Genomic DNA, 23,737 nt, shown 5'->3' with positions numbered 1-23,737 from the left:
CCCGTATGTGAATCACCGTAGAGACCGTCGTAGTGTAGAGACCGTCGTAGAGGGAGAGTTCTCCGTGCGCCGTACCGTTTTCAATGAGGACCACGAGGCGTTCCGGGAGACCCTGCGCGCCTTCATCGAGGCCGAGGTCGTCCCGCACTACGACGAGTGGTTCCAGCAGGGCGTCGTGCCGCGCGAGCTGTACGCCAAGATGGCGGAGCTCGGCCTGTTCGGCATCAACGTGCCCGAGGACTACGACGGCGCCGGCCTGGACACCCACAAGTTCGAGGCCATCCAGTACGAGGAGACCGCGCGCGCGGGCGTCTCCTTCGGCGGCTCCGGCGTGCACGTGCTGCTCGCCCTGCCGTACATCAAGATGCTCGCCACCGACGAGCAGAAGAAGCGTTACCTCCCGAACTTCGTCTCCGGCGAGGAGATGTGGGCCCTGGCGATGACCGAGCCGGGCACCGGCTCCGACGTCGCGGGCATGAAGACCACCGCGAAGCTCTCCGACGACGGCACGCACTACGTGCTCAACGGCTCCAAGACGTTCATCACCGGCGGCGTCCACGCCGACCGTGTCATCGTCTGCGCCCGCACCTCCGCGCCGCGCGAGGACGACCGCCGCTTCGGCATCTCCCTCTTCGCCGTCGACACCAAGTCCGAGGGCTACTCCATCGGCCGCAAGCTCGACAAGCTCGGCCTGCGCACCTCCGACACCGCCGAGCTGGCGTTCGTCGACGTGAAGGTGCCCGCCGAGGACCTGCTCGGCGAGGAGAACAAGGGCTTCGGCTACCTCGGCACGAACCTCGCCTCCGAGCGCTGGGGCATCGCCTACGGCGCGTACGCGCAGGCCAAGGCCGCCGTCCGGTTCGCCAAGGAGTACGTCCAGGAGCGCACCGTCTTCGGCAAGCCGGTCGCGTCCTTCCAGAACACCAAGTTCGAGCTGGCCGCCTGCCAGGCCGAGGTGGACGCCGCCGAGGCCGTCGCCGACCGCGCCCTGGAGGCTCTCGACGCCGGTGAGCTGACCGCCGCGGAGGCCGCGTCCGCGAAGCTGTTCTGCACCGAGGTCGCCCACCGCGTCATCGACCGCTGCCTCCAGCTGCACGGCGGCTACGGCTTCATGAACGAGTACCCGATCGCCCGCCTCTACGCGGACAACCGCGTCAACCGCATCTATGGCGGCACCAGCGAGGTCATGAAGATGATCATCGCGAAGAACATGGGCCTGTAACCCGGCCGACGCGCACAGTAAGTACAACTACCTGTATGAATCAGGCACTTGAGTCCCTGCTCGATCTGCTCGATCTCGAGCGGATCGAGCAGGACGTCTTCCGTGGCCAGTCCCGGTCCGCCGTGGTCCCGCGCGTCTTCGGCGGGCAGGTGGCCGCGCAGGCCCTCGTCGCCGCCGGACGCACCGTCCCGGCGGACCGGTACGCCCACTCCCTGCACGCGTACTTCCTCGTCGCGGGCGACCCCGGCGCGCCCATCGTCTACACCGTCGACCGGATCCGCGACGGCCGCTCCTTCACCACGCGCCGCGTCGTCGCCATCCAGCACGGCCAGCCGATCTTCCACCTCTCCGCGTCCTTCCAGACGTACGAGGACGGGCTCGACCACCAGGCCACGATGCCGTCCGCGCCCGACCCGGAGACCCTGCCGACCGCGGCCGAGATGCTGCCGCGCCATGCCGACGCGTTCGTCGACCCCGGCGTCGTCGACCGGCTCCTGGAAGCACGCGAAGCCGTCGACCTGCGGTACGTGGACGCCCCGCCGTTCGCCTTCGTGGGCGAACCGCAGCCACCGCGCTCCCAGGTCTGGTTCCGCACCAACGGCAAGCTCGACGGCGCCACCGAGGGCGCCGAACACCTCCTGCACGTCTGCCTCGCCACCTACGTCTCGGACATGACCCTCCTCGACTCCGTGCTGCTCGCACACGGCCGCGGGGGCTGGGCCGTCGGCGACGTGGTGGGCGCCTCCCTGGACCACGCCATGTGGTTCCACCGGCCGTTCCGCGCCGACGAATGGCTGCTCTACGACCAGGAGTCGCCGTCCGCGTCCGGCGGTCGCGGCCTCGGACAGGCCCGCATCTACACCCGCGACGGGCAGCTCGCGATCACCGTCATCCAGGAAGGTGTCGTTCGCGTTCCGCGCTGATCGGACATAACGTCCCGTACATGGATGCACGGGATGAGGGTGCGGGCGTAGCGGAAGAGGAAGAGGCGGGCGGGGAGAGCGTCTTCACCGTGATCGTCGCCGCCGTGGCGAATCTGGGCATCGCCCTCGCCAAAGCGGTCGCCGGCGTCATCAGCGGCTCCAGCGCGATGCTCTCCGAAGCCGCGCACTCGTTCGCCGACACCGTCACCGAACTGCTCCTCCTCACCGCCCTGAAACGCAGCGAGAAACCCGCCGACGAGGAACACCCCCTCGGATACGGCGGCGAGCGCTACGTGTGGGCGCTGCTCGCCGCCGTCGCCACGTTCGTCGGCGGCGCCGTCTTCTCCCTGTATGACGGCATCCACACGCTGGTCGCGGGCGAGGACCTGGGCGACCCGCTGGTGTCGTACATCGTGCTGGCCGTGGCCTTCCTGCTCGAAGGGTTCTCGCTGCGGACCGCCGTCAAGCAGGCGCGGGGCGAGGCCGCGCGGTTCCGGGCGCCCTTCCGTACGTATCTGAGGTACACGCCCGACACCGCCGTGAAGGCCGTCGTCCTGGAGGACAGCGCCGCGCTCGCCGGTCTGCTGCTCGCCGCGGGCGGGCTGCTCGGCGGGCAGCTCACCGGATCCGGCGTCTGGGACGGGATCGCCTCGCTGTGCATCGGGGTGCTGCTGCTCTGGGTCGCGTGGGTGCTGGGCCGCTCCAACGCCCAGCTGCTCGTGGGGCGGCCCCTGCCGAAGCCCGTTCGGGCGGAGATCCGGGCCATTCTGCTCGCCGGGGAGCACGTCGAGGCCGTGCTGGAGCTGACGACGCTGGTGCAGGGGCCCCGCGAGGCGCTCGTCGCGGCCAAGGTGGACTTCCGGGACGCGTCCACCGCCGCGCAGATCGAGTGGGCCTGCGAGGATGCGGCTCGGCGGTTGCGTGAGCGGTTTCCTGCGGTGCGGCGGGTGTACCTGGATCCGACCCCGGGGTTCGCGCAGCGCCGCGAGGAGGGGCTCCGGCCGTGGTGAGCGCCGGTTCGCCGGGGCGGCCTGAGCGGATATGCGGCTGCGGGTCGGTGGGGGCCGACTCGCGGCCGCGGGCCGGTGGGGGCTGGTCGCGCAGTTCCCCGCGCCCCTGGGTGCGTGGTCGTCCGCGGGCCCGATGGGGCTTCTCGCGCAGTTCCCCGCGCCCCTGGGTGCGTGGTCGTCCGCGGGCCCGATGGGGCTTCTCGCGCAGTTCCCCGCGCCCCTGAGATGCGCACTTCGTGCGCCATCTCATGTGGCGCGCCCTCATGTGGCGCGCCCTCATGTGGCGCGCCCTCATGTGGCGCGCCCTCATGTGGCGCGCCCTCATGTGGCGCGCCCTCATGTGGCGCGCCCTATGGGGCTGCGGCGGAGCCGCATGCTCCAGGGGCGCGGGGAACTGCGCGACCAGCCACGACGGCGGGTCGGTCGACACGGTCGGCAACCCCTACGGCGAGTAGAGGCGCCTAGTCCAACAACCCCGCCGCACCCAGCAGATAGGCCGTCAGAGGATCGTAGTGCCGCGGGCTCGTCACATGATCGTCCAAGGGAACCGTCACCTGCATCGTCCCCTCCGCCTCGCCGAGAAAAAGCGCCGGGTCGTTGCAGTCCGCGTAACCGACGGAGTCGAGCCCGCGCTGGGCCGCGCAGCCCGCCCAGCCGTGGTCGGCGACGACCAGGTCGGGCAGCGGACGCCCGGCGTGCTCCAGGCCGTCGAGGATCCGCGTCATCGGCTCGGGCGCGTGCGTGTGCCACAGCGTCGCCCCGCGCTCCAGCATCGCCACGTCGGCGAACTGGAAGACCATGCCCTCCTCGGTCGCGAGCCCCTCGGGGATCCCCACGATCTCGCAGCCCGCGGCACGCAACGCGGTCGCCGTCGCCCGGTGCACGTCGAGGAGGCCGCCCGGGTGACCGGTGGCGAGCAGGACGCGCTGGCGGTCCTCGGCGGCCTTGGCCAGGCGGGCCGCCATCCGCTCCAGGGCGTCGACCGTCAGCTCCGGGTCGATCGTGTCCTGCCCGTACCGGTGCCCCGGGTCGTCGACGACGCCGCAGCGCTCGGCCATCACGGCGAGCACATCCTGCTCGTCGGTCCAGCGGTCGCCGAGTTCCAGGCCCAGCCAGTAGTGCCGGTCGCCGTTCGCGAGCTTGCGGTAGTGGGAGAGGTTGTTCTCGCGAGGCGTGGCCACATCGCCCGCGATGCGGGTGCGGACGAGGTGCTCGATCAGGGCGGCACGGGTCGGACTGTCGCTGGGAATCCCGGGTATCGGCATGGGTCCATTGTGCCCAGGGCCGCTGTGCGGCGTTGATCGGTTCCGCAAGGTGGACCGGAGCGTGGGACGCGGGCGGGTACGGTACGGGCCGGAGTGCCCGCGGGCGGCATGGGCCCGTCAGCCCGGCCCGGCATCCCTCCTGGCCGCGCCGCCCGCCCCCTCAGCCCCGCCGTGCCGCCCGCCGGGCCCGTAGCGCGAGCCACAGGTCGAAGCGGTCGTCGCCGTCGTCGAGGCGGCGGCCCGTCAGCCGGGCGGCCTTGTCGAGGCGGTTGCGGACGGTGTGCCGGTGCAGGCCGAGCCGGCGGGCCGTCTCGTCCCAGGAGCTGCCGCTGTCCAACCAGGTGGCCAGGGTCAGGGTGAGCGCGCCGGTGGGGTCCGCCGCGTCGAGCGGGCCGAGCAGCGTGTCCGCGTACCCCGTGAGCGTCGTACGGTCGCCGAGGTCGAGCAGGAGCGCGCTGGAGCGGTCGTGGCGGGCCCGGACCGGATGGCCGGCCGTGCGGCTGAGTCCGAGCAGGCCGCCCGCTTCCCGGAGCGAGGTGCGGGCCGCGCCCGCGGGCACCGGGGAGCCGATGCCGGCCGGGCAGCCCGGAGCGAAGTGGGTGAGGGCCGCGTCCGGGTCGATCCCCTCGCCCACCACCGCCTCGACGAGGGCGCCCCGGGTCCGGGTCAGCCCGCCCGGCACCGCGAGAGCGAGGTCCGCGGCGATCTCGCGGGCCGCCTCGTCACCGGGCGCCTCCACCACGACGCCGCGTACCGCCTCCGCCGCGAGGCCCGCCCCGGCCAGCACGTCGGCGGCCTGCTCCGCCGTGATGGACGGGTCGAGGAGGCGGCCGAGGAGACCGGCCCTGCGCCGCCGCTCCGGCTCGTCGGCGAGGTGACGGCGCTCCAGTTCCAGGGAGAGCAGCGAGACCAGGCCGGAGATCAGCAGCCGGGCATCCGGGCCCGGGTCGCCCGCGAGGACCAGCATGCCGCGCAGCCGGCGCGCGCCCAGCGGCTGCACCTCCAGGCCCGGCGCGGCGGCGCTGGACCGCAGCCCGCCCACCGCGACCCGGCGCACCAGCCCGGCTGCCGCCGCGTCCGGTTCCCGAGGGCCGTCCGAGCCGGTGGCGACGGTCCGGCCCAGCGGGTCGGTGACGTGGGCGCGCACTCCGGTGGCCGAGGTCCACGCGTCGAGCGTCGGCGTGAGGCCGCCGCCCCCGGAGGCCGCCGCCGTCAGCCGCCGCTGGGTCTCGAAGGCGCGCTCCACCGCGGCCCGCTGCTCGGCGGCCTGCGCCGCGAACACCGCCTTGGTCACCGCGATGAACGGCACGTTCGCACCCACCGTGAGCAGCGGAAGGCCCGCCTCCCGCGCTGCCGCCACCAGTGGCCCGGGCGCCTCCTGGTGCGGCAGATCGCGGCCGAGCCCGAGCGCCAGCGCGTGCGCCCCGGCGGCCGTGACGTCGTCGACGTAGGCGCGACAGGCCGCCACGTCCATCGGCAGCAGCAGCCCGATCGTCATGAGGAGTTCGCCGCCCTGGAGCCAGGGCCCGGGCCGCACCAGCTCCGAGACGTGCGCGGCGAGCACCGGCCGGTCGAGGTGCTCGGGGCACGCGGCGACGGAAAGGTGCAGGTCGGGCCGGTCTACGAGGTCGGAGAGGAGCAGCGCCATGCGTTCAGTGTCGCCGATCAAGGATGTACGTGATGTCCATGGCAGGCGGCATGATTCGCCCTGAGGGCGATCGATGCGACCGTTCGCTCCTGGTTACGTTCCAGCTGCATCCTGGATGACGTCCCCATGGCTGAACACGACCGAAGTGGAAGGTGCCGGAGCGTGACGACGACCGTTGCCTGTGCGCAGCTCGCCCTCGGGGTCGGGGACGTCGCCGAGAACCTCGCCGCCGCCGAGGAGGCCGTCGCGGCCGCCGCGGACGCCGGGGCGCGCGTCGTCGTCCTGCCCGAGCTGGCCAACAGCGGCTACGTCTTCGCGGACGCCGCCGAGGCCCGCGCCCTCGCCGAACCGGTGACCGGGCCGACCGTCACCGCCTGGTCCGCGGCCGCCCGCCGGCACGGCGTGACGCTGGTGGCGGGCTTCGCCGAGCTGGACGAGCAGGGGCAGGTCCGCAATTCGGCGGTGCTCGTCGACCCGTCCGGCACCGTCCGCGCCGTCTACCGCAAGGTCCACCTCTTCGGCACCGAGAAGGACTTCTTCGTCCCCGGCGACGCCGCGCCGCCCGTCGTCGACATCGAGGGCGTCGGCCGGATCGGCGTCATGGTCTGCTACGACGTCGAGTTCCCCGAATGGGTCCGCCGCGTCGCCCTCGCCGGCGCCGAGCTGCTGTGCGCGCCCGTCAACTGGCCGCTCTTCCCTCGCCCGGACGGCGAACGCCCCGGCGAGGTCGTCCGCGTCCAGGCCGACGCCGCCGTCAACCGGATGTACGTCGCCGCCTGCGACCGCGCCGGTGACGAACGCGGCGTCACCTGGACCGGCGCCTCCGTGATCGTCGACCCGGACGGCTTCCCGCTCGCCGGGCACACCCCCACCGAGGGCCCCGCCCTGCTGCTCGCCTCCTGCGACCTCGCGGGCGCCCGCGACAAGCGGCTCGGCGCGCACAACGACGTCTTCGGGGACCGGCGCCCGGAGCTGTACGGCGACTGACGGTCGCCGCGCCCCCTTTCCCGTACGTTCCTGAAAGGCACCCTATGGCCAGCGAGCAGCAGAACACCCCGGTCGGCCCGACCGACTCCTCCCGCGTCCCGCGCTACGCGGGCCCCGCGACGTTCGCCCGGCTGCCGCGCCTGGACGAGGTCACCTCGGCGGACGTGGCCGTGGTCGGTGTGCCCTTCGACTCCGGCGTCTCCTACCGCCCCGGCGCCCGCTTCGGCGGCAACGCGATCCGTGAGGCCTCCCGTCTCCTGCGCCCCTACAACCCGGCGCAGGACGCGTCCCCCTTCGCGCTCGCCCAGGTCGCCGACGCGGGCGACATAGCGGCGAACCCGTTCAACATCAACGAGGCCGTCGACACGATCGAGGCCGCCGCCGACGACCTGCTCGGCTCCGGCGCCCGGATGATGACGCTCGGCGGCGACCACACCATCGCGCTGCCGCTGCTGCGCTCCGTCGCCAAGAAGCACGGCCCGGTCGCGCTGCTCCACTTCGACGCGCACCTCGACACGTGGGACACGTACTTCGGGGCGGAGTACACGCACGGCACCCCGTTCCGCCGCGCCGTCGAGGAGGGCATCCTCGACACCTCGGCCCTCTCCCACGTCGGCACGCGCGGCCCGCTCTACGGCAAGCAGGATCTCACCGACGACGAGAAGATGGGCTTCGGCATCGTCACCTCGGCGGACATCTACCGCCGCGGCGCCGACGAGGTCGCCGACCAGCTGCGCCAGCGCATCGGCGGCCGGCCGCTGTACATCTCCATCGACATCGACTGCCTCGACCCGGCCCACGCCCCCGGCACGGGCACCCCGGAAGCGGGCGGCATGACCTCGCGCGAGCTGCTCGAGATCCTGCGCGGCCTGGCCTCCTGCAACCTGGTCTCGGCCGACGTGGTCGAGGTGGCCCCCGCGTACGATCACGCGGAGATCACCGCCGTCGCCGCCTCGCACACCGCGTACGAGCTGACGACGATCATGTCCCGGCAGATCGCGGAGTCCCGTACGGCCTCGTGACCATGGCCTCCTGATCTCCGGGAACGCTTCACGAAAGGGCCGCCCGATGACCCACGACCACGACCTCGTCCTGCGCCCCACGCCCCGCCAGACGGAGGCGGCGCTCACACCGCCGCCGGGGCGCACGGGCGGCGACCTCGTCGTGGAGGCGCTCGCGGGTCTCGGCGCGTCCACCGTCTTCGGCCTGCCCGGCCAGCACGCCCTCGGCCTCTTCGACGCGCTGCGCCGCTGCGATCTCCTGCGGTACGTGGGGCTGCGCACCGAGCAGAACGCGGGGTTCGCGGCGGACGCGTACGGCAGGGTCAGCGGCGAGGTCGCCCCGCTGTTCGTGTCGACGGGCCCCGGCGCCCTGATGACGCTGCCCGCGCTCCAGGAGGCGGCGGCCGCGTCGGCCCCGGTGCTCGTGGTGTCCAGCCAGGTACCGGTGGCGGGGCTCGGCGGTGGCCGCCACGGCTATCTGCACGAGCTCCCGAACCAGTCGGCCGTCTTCCGGGACGTGGTCAAGTCGGTTCACACGGTCCGCGCCCAGTCGCAGATCCCGTCCGCGATCGCGGCGGCCTGGGAATCGGCGCTGAGCGTGCCGCACGGCCCGGTGTACGTGGAGATCCCGCAGGACGTACTGCTCGCCCCGGCGGCGCTGCCCGTTCTCTCGGCGGCGGACGCGTTCCCGCACGAACTCGCTCCGCCACCCGAACTCACCGCTGTGGCCGCCGACCTGCTCGCCCGCGCCGAACGCCCCGCGATCATCGCGGGCGGCGGTGTCGTACGCGCCGACGCGGCGGGCAAGCTGCGGGCGCTGGCGGAGAAGGTGTCCGCGCCGGTCGTGTGCACGTACGGCGGGAAGGGCGCCTTCCCGTGGGAGCACCCGCTGTCCCTCCGGTCGTGGGTGGAGGACCGGCACGTGACGGAGTTCCTGGAGGACGCCGACGTACTGCTGGTGATCGGCTCCGGGCTCGGCGAACTCTCCTCGAACTACCACTCGTTCACCCCGCGCGGCCGGATCGTCCAGATCGAGGCGGACACCGGCAAGCTGGAGTCCAACCACCCCGCGCTCGGCATCCACGCCGACGCCCGGCTCGCGCTCCAGGCCCTCCTGGAGACGGTCGAGGAACGCGCGGACGAAAAGGCACCGGAACGCGTGGCCCAGGTACTGGCGGCCGTGCGGGAACGGATCGACGGCCAGGAACTCGCCCTGGAACAGCAGGTGTTGGCCTCCGTACGTGCCGCACTCCCGCCCCGCGCCCCGTCCTTCTGGGACATGACGATCCTGTCCTACTGGGCCTGGGCGGCCTGGCCGGGCCCACTGCACTCGGCGCAGGGCGCGGGCGGCCTCGGCTATGCCTACCCGGCCGCGCTCGGCGCCGCTGCCGCCGACCCGACGACCCCCGTCCTCGCGGTCTCCGGCGACGGCGGCGCCCTGTACTCGATCGCCGAACTCGCCACGGCGAAGCAGGAGTCCCTGAACGTGACCTGGCTGATCGTCGACGACGGGGGCTACGGCATCCTGCGCGAGTACATGACCGACACCTTCGGCGCGACCGAGGGCACCGAACTGACCCGGCCGGACTTCGTCGCCCTGGCCGAGTCGTTCGGAGTACCGGCGGTGCGTACGTCACCGGAGGCGCTGCGGGACGACCTGGCGACGGCCCTGGCCGCGCCGGGACCGCGGGTGGTCGTGCTCCCCGCCGTGCTGCGGATGTTCGCGCCGAGCTGAGCGGTGTCGCCTACCAGATCGACTCGACCCACTCCGGGTGGTCGATGAACGGGTTGCGGTTGTGCTGGTAGGTGTCGTAGATGACCTGGTTGCGCTTCTCCTCGAAGGCGCTCGGCGGGTCCTCGTCGCTCCACTGCTTGAGGACGGAGAGCTTGCCGATGTAGGCGGCGCTGCCGTTGTTGACCTTCTCGTTGGGCTCCAGGTCGGCGAAGCCGTCGCCGCCGTCGTAGCGCACGGCCATGTAGAGGATCATGCGGGCCACGTCGCCCTTGTCCGCGTCGCGCGGCTCGAAGGAGTCGGAGTCGGTGAGGCTGCCGCCGCCGTTGGTGACGGTGCTGCCGCCGTTGTCGAAGTCCTTGTTGCCGCGGACGCTGTTCACCTGGACATCGGCCGGGCGCAGGTGGTGCAGGTCGGTGCCGGGGCCCGTCGCCTCGCCGAAGTCGCCGTGGGACTTGGCCCAGGTGTGCTCGCGGTTCCAGTCACCGACATCGCCGCCGTTGAGGGACTTGGCCCGCGAGACGCCGCTGTACAGCAGGATCACGTTGTTGCTGTTGTTCGGATCCTGGTCGGTGGCCATCAGGGCGTTCCAGACGGCGGAGTACGAGATCTTCGTCTGGCTGCTGATGATCGTGTGCAGCGAGGACTTGAGACTCGCGCCGGTCTTGCCGATCGCGTTCTTGTAGTACGTGGAGTCGTACGCGGTCGTGGTCGCCGAGGCCGGGCCCGCGGTGGCCATGGGGAGGGTGACGGCGGAGAGCAGGCCCGCGGCCGTCATGGCGATGGTGCGTATGTGGGTTCCGGGCATGTGGGGTGTCCGTCCGATCTACGCGGGTTGACTGGGTAGACCGGAGCGTGACATGAACACGTAGAGGTTGGGTGAACGTAAGGCGTCGGTTGTGTGTCGGAAACGGCCCCTGACGGTCGGTCAGGGGCCGTTCTGCGCACGGAAGTCAGCTCACGTCCGATGCGTCCAGCCTGTACAGCGACTGGGAGTCGGACGTGTCACTGTCCTCGTCCGTCGTCGACTTGCTGTACTCGCTCGCCTTCACCGCCGTGCCGTGCTTCTTCACCCACGCGGTGACCTCGGACGAGGCGTCGTTGCCGCCGCCCATACCCCCGCCCATGCCGCCACCGAGCTGGATGTAGTGCAGTTCGCCCTTCTTCACCAGCTCCTTGAGCTTGGCCAGGGTCATCGCCTTGTCGCTGCCGGACCAGCCCCACATGGAGATGACCGGCTGCTTCGTGGCCACGATCATCTGGGCCGCACTCTGCGAACTCGATACCGCCAGCAACCACTTGGCGCCGTCGCGGTGCTTCTCCAGGTACGAGGTCAGCTCGCTGTCGGCGCCGCCGCCCATACCGCCGCCCATGCCACCGCCGCCGCCCATGCCACCGGGCATCCGGTTGCCTCCGGAGTCGTCCCCGGACTCGGAGCCGCCCTCGGAACCGGAGCCGTTCGGCGGGGTGCCCATCTCGCCACCGCCGGGCATCTCGCCTCCGCCGGGGAAACCACCGGACTGGCCATCCGGCATCTCACCGCCATCCGGCATCTCACCGCCACCAGGCGCCTCACCGCCGCCCGGCATCTCGCCACCCTGCTGGGAGCCACCACCCTGCTGACCGTCACCCTGCTGGGAGCCGCCGCCCGGCATCTCGCCGCCGCCCGGGAACCCTCCGCGGCCACCGCCGCCACCCCCGCCGGGTCCGCCCATGCCGCTGCCGGTCGTCGGCCCGGCCGTCGGGTTGGTGCCGCCCATGCCGCCCGCGCCGCCGGAGGCCGACGGGACCGACCAGGCGTACGCCGCCGGGCCCGCCACCGAGGCGACGAGCGCCGCCGCCACGGACACGGCGAGAAGCTTGATCCGACGTCCGCCAGCGGCGTGGAACCGGAAGAAGAGCAGGCCCGCGATGGCCGCCGCCATGATCAGCGCGATCACCGGCCACAGCCAGCTGTTCCAGCCGGAGGCCCGGCGCAGCAGCACGATCGCCCAGATCCCCGTGACACCGAGAGCGACAGGCAGGGCCCACGCCCACCGCTTGTCGGCGCGGAACGCGCGCAGCAGCATCAGGCCGCCGCCTCCGCACAGCGCCGCGATACCCGGGGCCAGCGCCGTCGTGTAGTACGGGTGCATCGTGCCCTCGGCCATGGCGAAGGTCAGATAGTGCAGGACCGTCCAGCCGCCCCAGAGGACCAGCGCGGCCCGCGTGAGGTCGGTGCGCGGGGCCCGCCCGCGCAGCACGAGGCCGCCGACGAGCGCGATGCCCGCGAAGGGGAGCAGCCAGGAGATCTGGCCGCCGAGCACGTCGTTGAACATCCGGCCGATGCCCGCGGTCCCGGAGAAGCCGCCGCCTCCGCCGCCCCCGCCACCGCCGTTGCCGTCGCCGCCGAAGACCCGGCCGAGACCGTTGTAGCCCATGATCAGGTCCCAGGCGGTGCCGTCCGTGGAGCCGCCGATGTACGGGCGCTCGGACGCGGGGACGAACGACACGGCCGCCGCCCACCAGAAGCTGGCGACCGCGAGAGCGACGGCCGCGACCGCGAGGTTCCGCACCCGGCGCCACAGGCCGCCCTGAGCGGCGTACAGGTACATGGCGAAGACGGCGGGCAGCGCGATGTAGCCCTGGAGCATCTTGGTGTTGAAGGCGAACCCGAAGCAGACCGCCGAGCCGATCAGCGGCAGCAGCCGGCCTCCCCGCACGGCGCGCAGGGCCAGGGCGGCGCCCGCGACCATCAGCAGGACGAGGAGCGCGTCCGGGTTGTTGTCACGGTTGATGGCGACCGTGATCGGGGTGAGCGCGAGGACCAGCGCGGCGACCGCCGCCGCGCCGTGGCCCCACACCCGCTTCACGGACGAGTGCAGGATCCAGATCGTGCCGAGCGCGGCAGCGATCAGCGGCAGCATCATCTGCCAGGTGCCGAAGCCGAAGATCCGGCAGGACAGGCCCATCACCATCAGGACGAAGGGCGGCTTGTCCACGGTCATGAAGTTGCCCGCGTCCAGCGAGCCGAAGAACCACGCCTTCCAGCTCTCGGTGCCGCTGAGCACGGCAGCGCTGTAGAAGCTGTTGAGGCTGGAGGAGGAGAGGTTCCAGGAGTACAGGACCCCGGCCAGCACGAGGATCGCGAGCAGCGCCGGCAGCGACCAGCGTGGTGCGCGGTGCGCCGTGGGAGCGGCCGCGGGTGGCGGCGGGGCAGGGGCGTGGGGATGTGGTTCGGTCGCGGAGGTCACGAGTGCACCCTGCCGGGGCCGGGTGGGCGCGGGCTGTGGTGAAGCTGGGTGCCGGCTGTGGATGCCGCCGCGACGGGCACCGGGGCCGCCCGATTGTTGCGGTGGGATGAAATCCGGATCCCCTCGCGTTGGCCCTTCGGCAGGTCTGGACGAGGGTTCATGCGCGGTACGGCGAGAGGCAGAGGCGTGGCGGAGAAACGGGGCTGGGCGCGCAGGCTCGCGGGATACGCATGGCGGTATCCCAAGGATGTGCTGCTCGCGCTGGGTGCCTCGCTCGGCGGCATGGCCGTCATGGCGCTCGTACCGCTGATCACCAAGGTCATCATCGACGACGTCATCGGGGACCACTCCCGGTCCATGGGGACGTGGGCGGGCGTCCTCGTCGGCGCCGCGGTCGTCGTCTACGTGTTCACCTACATCCGCCGCTACTACGGCGGCCGGCTCGCCCTCGACGTCCAGCACGACCTGCGCACCGAGATGTTCGGGACGATCACGAAGCTCGACGGGCGGCGGCAGGACGAGCTGTCCACCGGGCAGGTCGTCGGCCGCGCCACCAGCGACCTCCAGCTCATCCAGGGCCTGCTCTTCATGCTCCCGATGACCATCGGGAACCTCCTGCTGTTCGTCATCTCCCTCGTGATCATGGCGTGGCTGTCGCTGCCACTCACCCTCGTCGCGCTCGCCGTCGCCCCCGCCCTGTGGTTCATCGCCAAGCGCAGCCGCTCCCGGCTGCACCCGGCGACCTGGTACGCGCAGGCGCAGGCCGCCGCCGTCGCCGGGGTCGTCGACGGCGCCGTCAGCGGCGTACGCGTCGTGAAGGGCTTCGGGCAGGAGGAACAGGAGACGGGGAAGCTGCGGGAGGTCGGGCGGCGGCTGTTCGCCGGGCGGCTGCGCACCATCCGGCTGAACTCGAAGTTCACGCCCGCGCTCCAGGCCGTGCCCGCGCTCGGGCAGGTCGCGATGCTCGCCCTCGGCGGCTGGCTGGCCGTACGCGGACAGATCACGCTCGGCACGTTCGTCGCGTTCTCCTCCTACCTCGCCCAGCTCGTCGGCCCGGTCCGGATGCTCGCCATGGTGCTCACCGTCGGGCAGCAGGCCCGCGCCGGCGTCGAGCGCGTCCTGGAACTCATCGACACCGAGCCCTCGATCGAGGACGGCACGAAGGAGCTGCCCGCCGACGCGCCCGCGACCGTCGAGTTCGACGACGTCGCGTTCGAGTACGCGGGCGCCGACCGGGCCGTCCTCGACGGGCTCTCCTTCGAGATCCGGGCGGGCGAGACCCTCGCCGTCGTCGGTTCCTCCGGCTCCGGCAAGTCCACCGTCTCGCTGCTGCTGCCCCGCTTCTACGACGTCTCGCGCGGCGCCGTCCTCATCGGCGGCCACGACGTGCGCGAGCTGACCCTGGACTCGCTGCGCGCCGCGATCGGGCTCGTGCCCGAGGACTCGTTCCTGTTCTCCGACACCGTGCGCGCCAACCTCGCTTACGGCGCCCCGGACGCCACCGACGAGCAGATCGAGGCCGCCGTGCGCGCGGCGCAGGCCGACCGGTTCATCGCCGAGCTGCCCGACGGGTACGACACCAAGGTCGGCGAGCACGGGCTCACGCTCTCCGGCGGGCAGCGCCAGCGCCTCGCGCTGGCCCGCGCCATCCTCACCGACCCGCGCCTGCTCGTCCTGGACGACGCCACGTCCGCCGTCGACGCGCGCGTGGAGCACGAGATCCACGAGGCGCTGCGCGGCGTCATGGCGGGCCGCACCACCCTCCTCATCGCCCACCGCCGCTCCACCCTGAACCTCGCCGACCGCATCGCCGTCCTCGACGGCGGCCGCCTCGCCGCCCTGGGCACGCACGAGGAGCTGGAGGCGGACTCCCCGCTCTACCGGCGGCTGCTCACCGACCCCGACGAGCTGGGCGGCGTATCGCCGGGACATGCCCTGCCCGCCGCCGGTCAGCCGGAGGACACGTCCGTACGGGACGAGCTGGACGCCGAGTTCGACGCCGAGCGGGGAGTCACCCCCAGGCTGTGGACGGGCGACCGCGAGCCCAAGGACACCGCGCTGTCCGGAATGCCCGCGACGCCCGAACTGCTCGCGCAGGTCGACGCGCTGCCGCCCGCCGCCGACACCCCCGACATCGACGAGGCGCGGGCCGTCACCGCCGAGGACTCGTACGGCCTTCGCAGGCTCCTGCGTGGTTTCGGGGCGGCGCTCCTCGTCAGCCTCGCGCTCGTCGCCGTCGACGCGGGCGTCGGACTGCTGCTGCCCATCCTCATCCGGCACGGCATCGACGAGGGCGTCTCGCAGATGGCTCTCGGCGCCGTGTGGACGGCGGCCGGGCTCGCCCTGGTCGCCGTGCTCGTGCAGTGGGTCGCGCAGTACGGCGAGACCCGCATGACGGGACGCACGGGCGAGCGGGTCCTGTACTCGCTCCGGCTGAAGATCTTCTCCCAGCTCCAGCGGCTCGGACTCGACTACTACGAGCGCGAGCTGACCGGGCGGATCATGACCCGGATGACGACGGACGTGGACGCCCTGTCGACGTTCCTGCAGACCGGGCTCGTCACCGCGTTCGTCTCCGTCGTCACGTTCTTCGGCATCTTGGTCACGCTGCTCGTCATCGACGTACAGCTCGCGCTCGTCGTCTTCGCGACGCTGCCGCCGCTGATCGTCGGCACGTTCTTCTTCCGCCGCTCCAGCGTGAAGGCGTACGAGCTGGCGCGCGAGCGGGTCTCCGTCGTCAACGCCGACCTCCAGGAGTCCGTCGCGGGCCTGCGGATCGTGCAGGCGTTCCGGCGCGAGCAGGACGGCCGGGAGCGCTTCGCGGCGGGCAGCCAGGCCTACCGCAAGGCCCGCATCCGCGGCCAGTGGCTCATCTCGGTCTACTTCCCCTTCGTGCAGCTCCTGTCGTCGGTGGCGGCGGCGGCCGTGCTGATGGTGGGCGCGCACCGGGTCGACGCGGGCACACTGACGACCGGCGCGCTCGTCGCCTACCTCCTCTACATCGACCTGTTCTTCGCGCCCGTGCAGCAGCTGTCGCAGGTCTTCGACGGCTACCAGCAGGCGACCGTCTCGCTGGGCCGCATCAAGGAGCTGCTGCGCGAACCGACCTCGACGAAGAGCGCCCGCGAACCCCTCGACGTGCTCTCCCTCAGCGGCGAGATCGCCTTCGAGGACGTCGACTTCGCGTACGGCGAGGAGGAGACGGCCCTGCGCGACGTGGCGCTGCGCATCCCGGCCGGGCAGACCGTCGCCTTCGTCGGCGAGACCGGCGCGGGCAAGTCGACGCTGGTCAAGCTGGTCGCCCGGTTCTACGACCCGACCGGCGGCCGGATCACCGTCGACGGCACCGACCTGCGCGACCTGGACCTGACGAGCTACCGGCACCGGCTCGGCGTCGTCCCGCAGGAGGCCTACCTCTTCCAGGGCACGGTCCGTGACGCCATCGCCTACGGGAGGCCCGACGCGAGCGACGCGCAGGTCGAGGCGGCGGCCCGGTCCGTCGGCGCGCACGACATGATCGCCACGCTGGAGGGCGGCTACCTGCACGAGGTCGCCGAGCGCGGCCGCAACCTCTCCGCGGGCCAGCGCCAGCTGATCGCCCTGGCCCGCGCCGAGCTCGTCGACCCCGACATCCTGCTGCTCGACGAGGCCACGGCCGCCCTCGACCTCGCCACGGAAGCCCAGGTCAACCACGCCACGGACCGGATAGCGGGCAAGCGCACGACGCTGGTCGTCGCCCACCGCCTGACGACGGCGGCCCGCGCGGACCGCGTCGTGGTGATGGACGGCGGCCGGGTCGCCGAGGACGGCACGCACGACGAGCTGCTGCGGCGGGACGGGAAGTACGCAGCGCTGTGGCGCACGTTCGTGGGGGAGGACGTCAGCACGACGGCCGTGTGATGGCCGGTAGGCGAGGTCGTCAGCATGACGGCTGTGTGATGGCCGGTAGGCGAGGTCGTCAGCACGACGGCTGTGTGATGGCCGGTAGGCGAGGTCGTCAGCACGACGGCCGTGTGATGGCCGGTAGGCGAGGTCGTCAGCACGACGGCCGTGTGATGGCCGGTAGGCGAGGTCGTCAGCACGACGGCCGTGTGATGGCCGGTACGTGAGGTCGGTCCGGGTCGTGGTGCAACCGTGCGGGCGGTGCTACGCGTCCGTCCATCAGTACTCTGGTGCCGATGTGACGGGAGGGACTGCGGTGCGAAGAGGTGAGGACGGCGGCATAGCCGGCGCCCGCGGCGCCCGGGGCGGTGCCCGGGGGCCGCGTCGGCTGCTCGTGCTCGCGCTGACCGGGCTGGTCGCGGCCACGCTGCTGGTCGTGGCGGGGCCGGGGGCCGGCAGCGCGCAGGCCGCCTCGCTCTGTGCCGGTCACAAGGTCCGCACCCTGTCGTTCTCCACCGGGAAAACCGTCGTCTACAAGCGCGGCGGCTATGTCTGCGCCGTCACGCTCGCCAAGCGCACCGGCGTCCGCCAGACCATGTCCGTCAGCGTCCAGGCCCGCGGCAACCGGCCCGTCGTCGACGCGGGCCGCTTCACCCACCACGCCGGACCGATCACGGTCCACGCCGGGCACCGCTGTGTCCGGGTGAAGGGGCGAGTGGGGTCGAAATCGGTCAGTTCGGGTTGGATTCTGTGCTGACGTGATCTCGAATGTCGTGCTGAGCGGACACCAAGTAACCCTGGTGGTGCGCGAATCGCTCCGATAGTTTCCGGAGCGTCTGTGCAACCCCAGGGGAGTGTGTATGCGCAAAGCGTTCAGATGGCTGCTGTCGCTCGTGGTGCTCATAGGTACGGTGAGCGCGGCCGGCCTGTCGACGGCGGCCGCGGCCGGCCCGGCCGACGCCACGGCCACCGCCGACACCGCCGACATCAAGGACCGGCTCCTCGCCGTGCCCGGCATGAGCCTCGTCGAGGAGAAGCCGTACACCGGCTACCGCTACTTCGTTCTCAACTACACCCAGCCGGTCGACCACCGGCACCCGTCCAAGGGCACGTTCCAGCAGCGCATCACCGTGCTGCACAAGGACGTCAGCCGCCCGACGGTCATGTTCACCAGCGGCTACAACGTCTCCACGACGCCGAGCCGCAGCGAGCCGACCCGCATCGTCGACGGCAACCAGGTCTCCGTGGAGTACCGCTTCTTCACGCCGTCCCGGCCGCAGCCTGCCGACTGGTCGAAGCTCGACATCTGGCAGGCCGCCAGTGACCAGCACCGCATCTACCAGGCCCTCAAGCCGCTCTACGGCCAGAACTGGCTGACCACCGGCGGCTCGAAGGGCGGCATGACCGCCACGTACTACGAGCGCTTCTACCCGCGCGACATGGACGGCGTCGTCGCGTACGTCGCCCCGAACGACGTCGTCAACGACGAGGACTCCGCGTACGACCGCTTCCTCGCGAACGTCGGCCCGAAGGACTGCCGCGTCGCCCTTCAGAAGGTGCAGCGCGAGACCCTCGTGCGCCGTACCGCCCTGGAGGAGAAGTACAAGGAGTACCTCGCCGCGAACAACTACACCGTGAACACGGTGGGTTCGCTGGACAAGGCGTACGAGGCGACCGTCCTCGACCTCGTCTGGGGCTTCTGGCAGTACCAGCCCGAGTCGGCCTGCGCGGACGTGCCCGACGCCGGGACCGTCACCGACCAGGCGCTCTTCGACTACGTCGACGCGGTAGGCGGCTGGTCCTCCTACGCCGACCAGGGCCTCACGCAGTACACGCCGTACTACTACCAGGCGGGCACGCAGCTCGGCTCGCCCGACATCAAGCAGCCCTGGCTCGGCAAGCTCTCCCGCTACGGCTACCAGCCGCCGCGCAACTTCGTCCCGAAGTCCATCCCGATGAAGTTCCAGCCGCGCGTGATGCGGGACGTCGACACGTGGGTGCGCCACCACGCGACGCGCATGCTGTACGTCTACGGCGACAACGACCCGTGGGGTGCTGAGCCCTTCCGCCTCGGCGCCGGGGCCAAGGACAGCTACGTCCTGACGGCGCCGCACGCCAACCACGGTGCCAACGTCGCCGGTCTGAACGCCGACGACAAGGCGCTCGCCACGGAGCGGATCCTCGCGTGGGCGGGCCTGTCCGGTGCGACGGCCAAGGCACCGCACGACGCGAAGCTCGACCGGGTCGAGGGCGCCCGGAAGTTCACGCTGCGGCCGTAGCCGCAGGGGCATGAGAGAAGGGGGTCGCGAGAGCGGCCCCATTCTCTTCTCTCGGACCCTCTTCTCTTTCACGCCCTGACGGCGCATCCGACCGGATCGGTTCCGCCGAGGGCCACGTACAGCGCCGTGTCCGGCGGGCACGCGGCGCGGGTCGCCACCGCGGAGCGGACGCGGTACTGCGGCAGGCGCTCGCCCGAGCCGTCGCACGCGGTCTCACGGACCTGCCCCTCGCCCGCGGAGTACACGCAGTCGCCGACGATCGTGCGGGGGCCGCCGCCACCGCCCGGATCGCCGGGGTGCGGCTCCTCCAGGTTGCGCATACAGGCGTAGCCGCGGGCGACACTGCCGTCACCGTTCTCGTCGGAGGACGGTCGGCTCTCGCTGATGTGCAGCACGAAATCGGTGCGCGCCGGACAGGCCGGGCCCTGGGCCGAGCCGCCGTCGTAGCGGGCGAGGACCCGTGCCACGGCGCTCTCGCTGCGGCACAGCACCTCGTTGAACGACGCCCGCCCCCGTGAGCTGCACTCGCCCACGGCGAGGAACACCGCTCCGTAGCCGGACGGGGAGCGCAGCGGGTTCGCCGACGAGGGATCCGTGGGGTCGCCCTCCGACCCCGACGTCGCCTGACAACCGACCAGCGCGAGCGCCAGCAACGGCGCCGCGCACACCACCCCAACCGTCCGCGCGAACATGGCGATCCCCCCGAGATACCCGTCCAGCGTGGCCCGCCGGAGCGGGCACACGCCAGATGTGCAGGGGGCTTTGCGTCAGTTGGGGGTGGTGCGCCACTGGTGCGGCGTACGTCCCGTACGTCCCGCTCAGTACCGCAGGCCGTGGCCGATCGGGTAGAGCACCTGAGCCGGATCGTCGGCCTTCTGTACCGGCACCGGCAGCCTGCCGCGCGGCTCCGCCCGCCCCGCGAGCACCCGCACCGCCGCCCGCAGTTCGACGTCGATCCACGAGTACGCGGCCAAGTGGGCCCGCGCCACCGGGAGTTGGGCCACGTCGTAGGGGTTGCGCATGGACAGGGTGATCACGGGCACGCCCGTCGCGGCGACGGCGTTCACCAGGGCCTGCTGGGCGCTGCCCGCGGTGACGTTGTACGTGCCGATGAGCACGGCGTCCTTGCCCGCGGCCGCGGCCACCGCCTGGGCGATGACCGCCTGGCTCGGGGCGGTGCCGGTCGCCAGGACCGTTGCGGCGAAGCCCAGTTCGGTCAGGGCCGCGCCGAGCACGGTGGTGGGCGGGCCGTCGCTGAGCGAGGGCGAGGCCGGGTTGGCGCCGAGCACGAGGACGTTCTTGTGGGTGCGCCGGTTCAGCGGCAGCAGCCGGTCCTTGTTGACCAGGAGCGTCGTCGTGCGCTCGGCGATCCGGTCGGCCGCCGCCAGATGCGCACGGGTGCCCACGGTGTGGTCGACGCCGCGATGCGAGACGTACGGGTCCTTGAAGAGGCCCAGCTTGGACTTGAGGCGCAGGATGCGCAGGATCGATGCGTCGAGCCGTTCCTCGGTCAGCTCGCCGCTCTGTACGGCCTTGAGGACGCCGTTCCAGGAGACGTCCAGGGACGGCGGGTTGAGCAACTGGTCGACGCCCGCCTTCAGGGCGAGGACCGGCACGCGGTCGTCGCCGTACTTCGTGCGCACGCCCTCCATGCCCAGCGAGTCGGTGATCACGACGCCGTCGTAGCCGAGCTTCTCGCGCAGGATGCCGGTGAGGATCGGGTGCGAGAGGGTCGCCGGGTCCTCGGCCGGGTCCAGGGCCGGGACGACGAGGTGCGCGGTCATGATCGAGTCGATGCCGGCGGCGATCACGGCCTTGAACGGCGGGGCGTCCAGCTTCTCCCACTGTTCGCGGGTGTGCGTGATCACCGGGAGGCCCGTGTGGCTGTCGGTCGCCGTGTCGCCGTGGCCGGGGAAGTGCTTGGCGGTCGACGCGATACGGGCCGACTGGTACCCCTCGACCTGCGCGGCGGCCATCCTCGCCACCGCCGCCGGGTCCGCGCCGAAGGAGCGGACGCCGATGACGGGGTTGGCCGGGTTGATGTTGACGTCGGCGTCGGGGGCGTAGTCCTGGTTGATGCCGAGCGCGCGCAGTTCGGCGCCGGCGAGGCGGCCCGCCTCGCGCGCGTCGGAGCGGGAGCCGCCCGCGCCGAGCGCCATCGCGCCGGGGAACAGGGTGGCGGGCTTGCCGACCCGGGCGACGATGCCGTGCTCCTGGTCGGTGGAGACCAGCAGCGGGATCCGGGAGGGCTGCCGGCGGCCGATCTCCTGGATGCCGTTGCTGAGGTCGGCGATCTGGTGCGGGTCGCGGACGTTGTGCGCCCAGGCGAAGTAGATGATGCCGCCGAGCTTGTACTTGGCGATCATCTCGGCCGCGGTGCGGACGCCGATCTCCTTGAGGTTGGCGTCGATGTCGGCCTGGTCCGGGGCGGTCGCCGAGTGGCCGTACACCCGCATCACGAAGAGCTGGCCGACCTTCTCCTCGAGGGACATCCCGGAGATGATCTTCTTCAGCGCCTTGTCGGCCTTGTGGCCCTTGTCGGCGGTGCCGGTGGTGCCGGTGGCGCCGGCGGCCTGGGCGGGTGCGGTGCTCAGGCCGGCCGCGGCGATGCCGGCCGTGGTGGCGGCGAGCAGCGTACGTCTGGAGAAACCCTTGCTGGACTGGCGGTGGTGCACTTGCGCTCCTTCCGGGGGAGGGGCGGGGCACGAGCTCTGTGGGTCGGGTCGAGTGGGTTCGCTGAAAATTACTTCCGCGCGTCACGGATATCGGGAAAGTTTCTGCCAGTCAAGGGGGCTGACGTGGAAGGGGCCGCCACCGGCACAGTTGGAGGGGGGCGTGCCGGTGGCGGCGGGCTGCCGGCCGCAGGCGGCGGAGAGGGTGGTCAGCGTTCGCAGCCAGCAGCGAGGCCGACACCGCACTACGGAGACTCACCGGCAGCGTGCCCCTTGGACGCCCCACTCCGCACCCGGGTTCCCGCGTTCTTGAGGATTCGGCGAAATTGGTGGGTGGGGGGAGGGTGAGCACGGGGGGACTCCGTCGGTGGGGGTGGGTGGAGTGCGGCTGCGGCTCGACGCCGGGCTGGTTGATCCGGTTCGTCGCCGGGTGCGGCCGGGTGGGGCGGGAGTGCGCAGTTCCCCGCGCCCCTGGGAGGTTTGTGTGTGCGGGGTGGTGGGGCTGGAGTGTGTCCTGCGTCTGCGGCCCGGTGGGGCTTCTCGCGCAGTTCCCCGCGCCCCTGGAGCATGCGGCTCCGCCGCAGCCCCATGAGGAAGCGCGCCCTCTGAGACGGCGCACGAAGTGCGCCTCTGAGGGGCGCGGGGAACGGCGCGACCAGCCCCCACCGGACCCGCACCGGCAATGCGGCGGCTTTTGGGGGCGCGGGGAACGGTGCGGTCGGCCCGTCACGAGGCCGCGCACGCAGTGCGCATCTCAGGGGCGCGGGGAACGGCGCGACCAGCCCCCACCGGACCTGCACCGGCAATGCTGCTTTTTAGGGGGCGCGGGGAACTGTGTGGGAAGCCCCACAGGGCCCGCGCCCGTGATCGCGACTCTCAGGACCCCGAGGTCAGGCACAGGCGGGCCTGGGTGTGGAGCGCGGCTACCGTTTCGCTGATCGCCGGACGGCGTGACGTTCCGGTCCGCCATACGGCGTAGATCCGCCGCCGGGGCATGGGATCCAGCCCCACCACCACGACCCCCGCCGGCAGGGCCCCCCGACCGAGGCGGGGAATGACCGCCACCCCCAGCCCCGCCGCGACCAACGCCACCAGCGTCGGATTCTCATCGGCCCGATGCGCGATGTCCGGCTCGAACCCGGCGGAGCGCATCGTGCTGACGAGCCAGTCGTGGCACACCCGCCCCGCCGGCTGCGAAACCCACCGCTCCCCGCCGAGCTCCTCCCGCCGCACGGCGGCCCGCCCGGCCAGCGGATGCCCGGCCGGGACGAGCAGATCGCACAGGTCCTCCCCGAGCACGGCCTGCTCCACCCCGGCCGGGGCGGGCAGCGGCGCGATGTCCCAGTCGTGCGCGACGGCCAGATCGACCGCGCCCTTGGCGACGAGGTCCACCGACAGATGCGGATCGACCTCGCTGAGGCGGACGTCGAGTGCCGGATGCCGCTCGGCGAGCCCGGCCAGCGTCGCGGGCAGCAGCCCGCGCGCCGCGGAGGCGAACGCGGCGACCGTCAACTGCCCGGCGGGCACCCCGCGCCGCTCCTCCAGCCCGGTCTCGGCCCGCTCCATGATGGCCATCAACTCCCGCGCCGTAGCGGCGAGTTCACGCGCCTCGTCGGTGAGTCTGATGCCCCGCCCCTCGCGCTCCAGGAGCACCGTCCTGGTCTCCCGCTCCAGCTTGGCGATCTGCTGCGAGACGGCGGACGGGGTGTAGCCGAGCGCGGCGGCAGCGGCGCCGACGGTGCCGTGGACGGAGACGGCATGCAGCGCGCGCAACCGCTGGACATCGAGCATGACCGGCCTCCCCTTAGCAACGCGTCATCCCGTTAGCAACGCTTCATCCAACCATGCAGCAATCATCGCTGGTGCTACATGGTCGCGGGACC

17 protein-coding genes are annotated in these 23,737 nt (G+C 72.1%); 10 read left to right on the top strand and 7 right to left on the bottom strand.

Features of this window, described 5'->3' with window-relative positions; genetic code table 11:
* Nucleotides 1-64: 64 nt before the first annotated feature.
* From ABD366_RS34895 to ABD366_RS34880, 4 genes are all read left to right on the top strand, one after another.
* Nucleotides 65-1,222 carry an acyl-CoA dehydrogenase family protein gene (locus ABD366_RS34895; protein ID WP_324774920.1) on the top strand — a complete coding sequence of 386 codons (1,158 nt, stop codon included), beginning with the start codon at nucleotides 65-67 and terminating at the stop codon, nucleotides 1,220-1,222.
* A 35-nt stretch (nucleotides 1,223-1,257) separates the two neighbouring features.
* Nucleotides 1,258-2,145, top strand: coding sequence for an acyl-CoA thioesterase (locus ABD366_RS34890; RefSeq protein ID WP_324774922.1), 888 nt, complete (start codon nucleotides 1,258-1,260; stop codon nucleotides 2,143-2,145).
* Nucleotides 2,146-2,165: 20 nt separating this feature from the next.
* A complete protein-coding gene (locus ABD366_RS34885) occupies nucleotides 2,166-3,155 on the top strand; it encodes a cation diffusion facilitator family transporter (protein ID WP_324774924.1) in 990 nt (329 codons plus the stop codon).
* Between the two features lie 236 nt (nucleotides 3,156-3,391).
* Nucleotides 3,392-3,610: a hypothetical protein gene (locus ABD366_RS34880; protein ID WP_344443100.1), complete on the top strand. Its 219-nt coding sequence runs from the start codon at nucleotides 3,392-3,394 to the stop codon at nucleotides 3,608-3,610.
* Nucleotides 3,611-3,616: 6 nt separating this feature from the next.
* Here the strand turns inward: ABD366_RS34880 and ABD366_RS34875 are convergent, their stop codons facing one another.
* Together ABD366_RS34875 and ABD366_RS34870 are read right to left on the bottom strand one after the other, a co-directional pair.
* Entirely contained in the window at nucleotides 3,617-4,420 is an 804-nt protein-coding gene (locus ABD366_RS34875; RefSeq protein ID WP_324773460.1) for a phosphatase, read from the bottom strand.
* A 160-nt stretch (nucleotides 4,421-4,580) separates the two neighbouring features.
* Nucleotides 4,581-6,068 (bottom strand): PucR family transcriptional regulator, encoded by a 1,488-nt coding sequence (locus ABD366_RS34870; RefSeq protein ID WP_324773462.1) that lies wholly within the window; start codon nucleotides 6,066-6,068, stop codon nucleotides 4,581-4,583.
* A gap of 162 nt (nucleotides 6,069-6,230) precedes the next feature.
* On the opposite strand from ABD366_RS34870, the gene ABD366_RS34865 reads away from it, so the two are divergent.
* The 3 genes from ABD366_RS34865 to ABD366_RS34855 are packed head-to-tail and all read left to right on the top strand — an operon-like array spanning nucleotide 6,231 to nucleotide 9,791.
* Nucleotides 6,231-7,055: a nitrilase-related carbon-nitrogen hydrolase gene (locus ABD366_RS34865; RefSeq protein ID WP_324773464.1), complete on the top strand. Its 825-nt coding sequence runs from the start codon at nucleotides 6,231-6,233 to the stop codon at nucleotides 7,053-7,055.
* A gap of 44 nt (nucleotides 7,056-7,099) precedes the next feature.
* On the top strand, nucleotides 7,100-8,077 hold the full coding sequence (gene speB, locus ABD366_RS34860) for an agmatinase (protein ID WP_324773466.1): 978 nt from the start codon (nucleotides 7,100-7,102) through the stop codon (nucleotides 8,075-8,077).
* Nucleotides 8,078-8,123: 46 nt separating this feature from the next.
* Nucleotides 8,124-9,791 carry a thiamine pyrophosphate-binding protein gene (locus ABD366_RS34855; protein WP_324773468.1) on the top strand — a complete coding sequence of 556 codons (1,668 nt, stop codon included), beginning with the start codon at nucleotides 8,124-8,126 and terminating at the stop codon, nucleotides 9,789-9,791.
* Nucleotides 9,792-9,801: 10 nt separating this feature from the next.
* Here the strand turns inward: ABD366_RS34855 and ABD366_RS34850 are convergent, their stop codons facing one another.
* The gene (locus ABD366_RS34850; protein WP_486388821.1) at nucleotides 9,802-10,566 is read right to left on the bottom strand and encodes an endonuclease I family protein; all 765 of its coding nucleotides are present in this window, start codon (nucleotides 10,564-10,566) and stop codon (nucleotides 9,802-9,804) included.
* 175 nt (nucleotides 10,567-10,741) lie between these two features.
* A complete protein-coding gene (locus ABD366_RS34845) occupies nucleotides 10,742-13,021 on the bottom strand; it encodes an ArnT family glycosyltransferase (protein ID WP_324773472.1) in 2,280 nt (759 codons plus the stop codon).
* Between the two features lie 159 nt (nucleotides 13,022-13,180).
* On the opposite strand from ABD366_RS34845, the gene ABD366_RS34840 reads away from it, so the two are divergent.
* The 3 genes from ABD366_RS34840 (at nucleotide 13,181) to ABD366_RS34830 (ending at nucleotide 19,182) form a co-directional block, all read left to right on the top strand.
* On the top strand, nucleotides 13,181-16,921 hold the full coding sequence (locus tag ABD366_RS34840) for an ABC transporter ATP-binding protein (protein WP_324773474.1): 3,741 nt from the start codon (nucleotides 13,181-13,183) through the stop codon (nucleotides 16,919-16,921).
* 322 nt (nucleotides 16,922-17,243) lie between these two features.
* On the top strand, nucleotides 17,244-17,660 hold the full coding sequence (locus tag ABD366_RS34835) for a hypothetical protein (RefSeq protein ID WP_411293841.1): 417 nt from the start codon (nucleotides 17,244-17,246) through the stop codon (nucleotides 17,658-17,660).
* A gap of 103 nt (nucleotides 17,661-17,763) precedes the next feature.
* Nucleotides 17,764-19,182: a S28 family serine protease gene (locus ABD366_RS34830; protein WP_324773477.1), complete on the top strand. Its 1,419-nt coding sequence runs from the start codon at nucleotides 17,764-17,766 to the stop codon at nucleotides 19,180-19,182.
* Nucleotides 19,183-19,250: 68 nt separating this feature from the next.
* On the opposite strand, the gene ABD366_RS34825 is transcribed toward ABD366_RS34830, so the two are convergent.
* The 3 genes from ABD366_RS34825 to ABD366_RS34815 all read right to left on the bottom strand — a co-directional run bounded on the left by ABD366_RS34825 (nucleotide 19,251) and on the right by ABD366_RS34815 (nucleotide 23,645).
* Complete coding sequence (locus ABD366_RS34825) at nucleotides 19,251-19,874, bottom strand: hypothetical protein (RefSeq protein ID WP_324773479.1); 624 nt, start codon at nucleotides 19,872-19,874, stop codon at nucleotides 19,251-19,253.
* Nucleotides 19,875-20,000: 126 nt separating this feature from the next.
* Entirely contained in the window at nucleotides 20,001-21,857 is a 1,857-nt protein-coding gene (locus tag ABD366_RS34820; RefSeq protein ID WP_324773481.1) for a glycoside hydrolase family 3 protein, read from the bottom strand.
* A gap of 873 nt (nucleotides 21,858-22,730) precedes the next feature.
* Nucleotides 22,731-23,645 (bottom strand): LysR family transcriptional regulator, encoded by a 915-nt coding sequence (locus ABD366_RS34815; RefSeq protein ID WP_324773483.1) that lies wholly within the window; start codon nucleotides 23,643-23,645, stop codon nucleotides 22,731-22,733.
* Nucleotides 23,646-23,737: the final 92 nt, after the last annotated feature.

The sequence above is a fragment of the Streptomyces kunmingensis genome, assembly GCF_039533535.1.
GTDB classification, from domain to species: Bacteria; Actinomycetota; Actinomycetes; order Streptomycetales; family Streptomycetaceae; genus Streptomyces; species Streptomyces kunmingensis.
The sequence above is the reverse complement of the archived record's forward strand: the minus strand, read 5'-3'. Positions and strand labels throughout refer to the sequence as shown.

What these genes read in the sequence shown, in the direction of transcription:
- ABD366_RS34890 (WP_324774922.1), top strand. Translation starts at nt 1,258, where the DNA reads ATGAATCAGGCACTTGAGTCCCTGCTCGATCTGCTCGATCTCGAGCGG.
- ABD366_RS34885 (WP_324774924.1), top strand. Translation starts at nt 2,166, where the DNA reads ATGGATGCACGGGATGAGGGTGCGGGCGTAGCGGAAGAGGAAGAGGCG.
- ABD366_RS34875 (WP_324773460.1), bottom strand. Translation starts at nt 4,420, where the DNA reads ATGCCGATACCCGGGATTCCCAGCGACAGTCCGACCCGTGCCGCCCTG.
- ABD366_RS34870 (WP_324773462.1), bottom strand. Translation starts at nt 6,068, where the DNA reads ATGGCGCTGCTCCTCTCCGACCTCGTAGACCGGCCCGACCTGCACCTT.
- speB (WP_324773466.1), top strand. Translation starts at nt 7,100, where the DNA reads ATGGCCAGCGAGCAGCAGAACACCCCGGTCGGCCCGACCGACTCCTCC.
- ABD366_RS34855 (WP_324773468.1), top strand. Translation starts at nt 8,124, where the DNA reads ATGACCCACGACCACGACCTCGTCCTGCGCCCCACGCCCCGCCAGACG.
- ABD366_RS34850 (WP_486388821.1), bottom strand. Translation starts at nt 10,566, where the DNA reads ATGACGGCCGCGGGCCTGCTCTCCGCCGTCACCCTCCCCATGGCCACC.
- ABD366_RS34840 (WP_324773474.1), top strand. Translation starts at nt 13,181, where the DNA reads ATGCGCGGTACGGCGAGAGGCAGAGGCGTGGCGGAGAAACGGGGCTGG.
- ABD366_RS34830 (WP_324773477.1), top strand. Translation starts at nt 17,764, where the DNA reads ATGCGCAAAGCGTTCAGATGGCTGCTGTCGCTCGTGGTGCTCATAGGT.
- ABD366_RS34825 (WP_324773479.1), bottom strand. Translation starts at nt 19,874, where the DNA reads ATGTTCGCGCGGACGGTTGGGGTGGTGTGCGCGGCGCCGTTGCTGGCG.
- ABD366_RS34815 (WP_324773483.1), bottom strand. Translation starts at nt 23,645, where the DNA reads ATGCTCGATGTCCAGCGGTTGCGCGCGCTGCATGCCGTCTCCGTCCAC.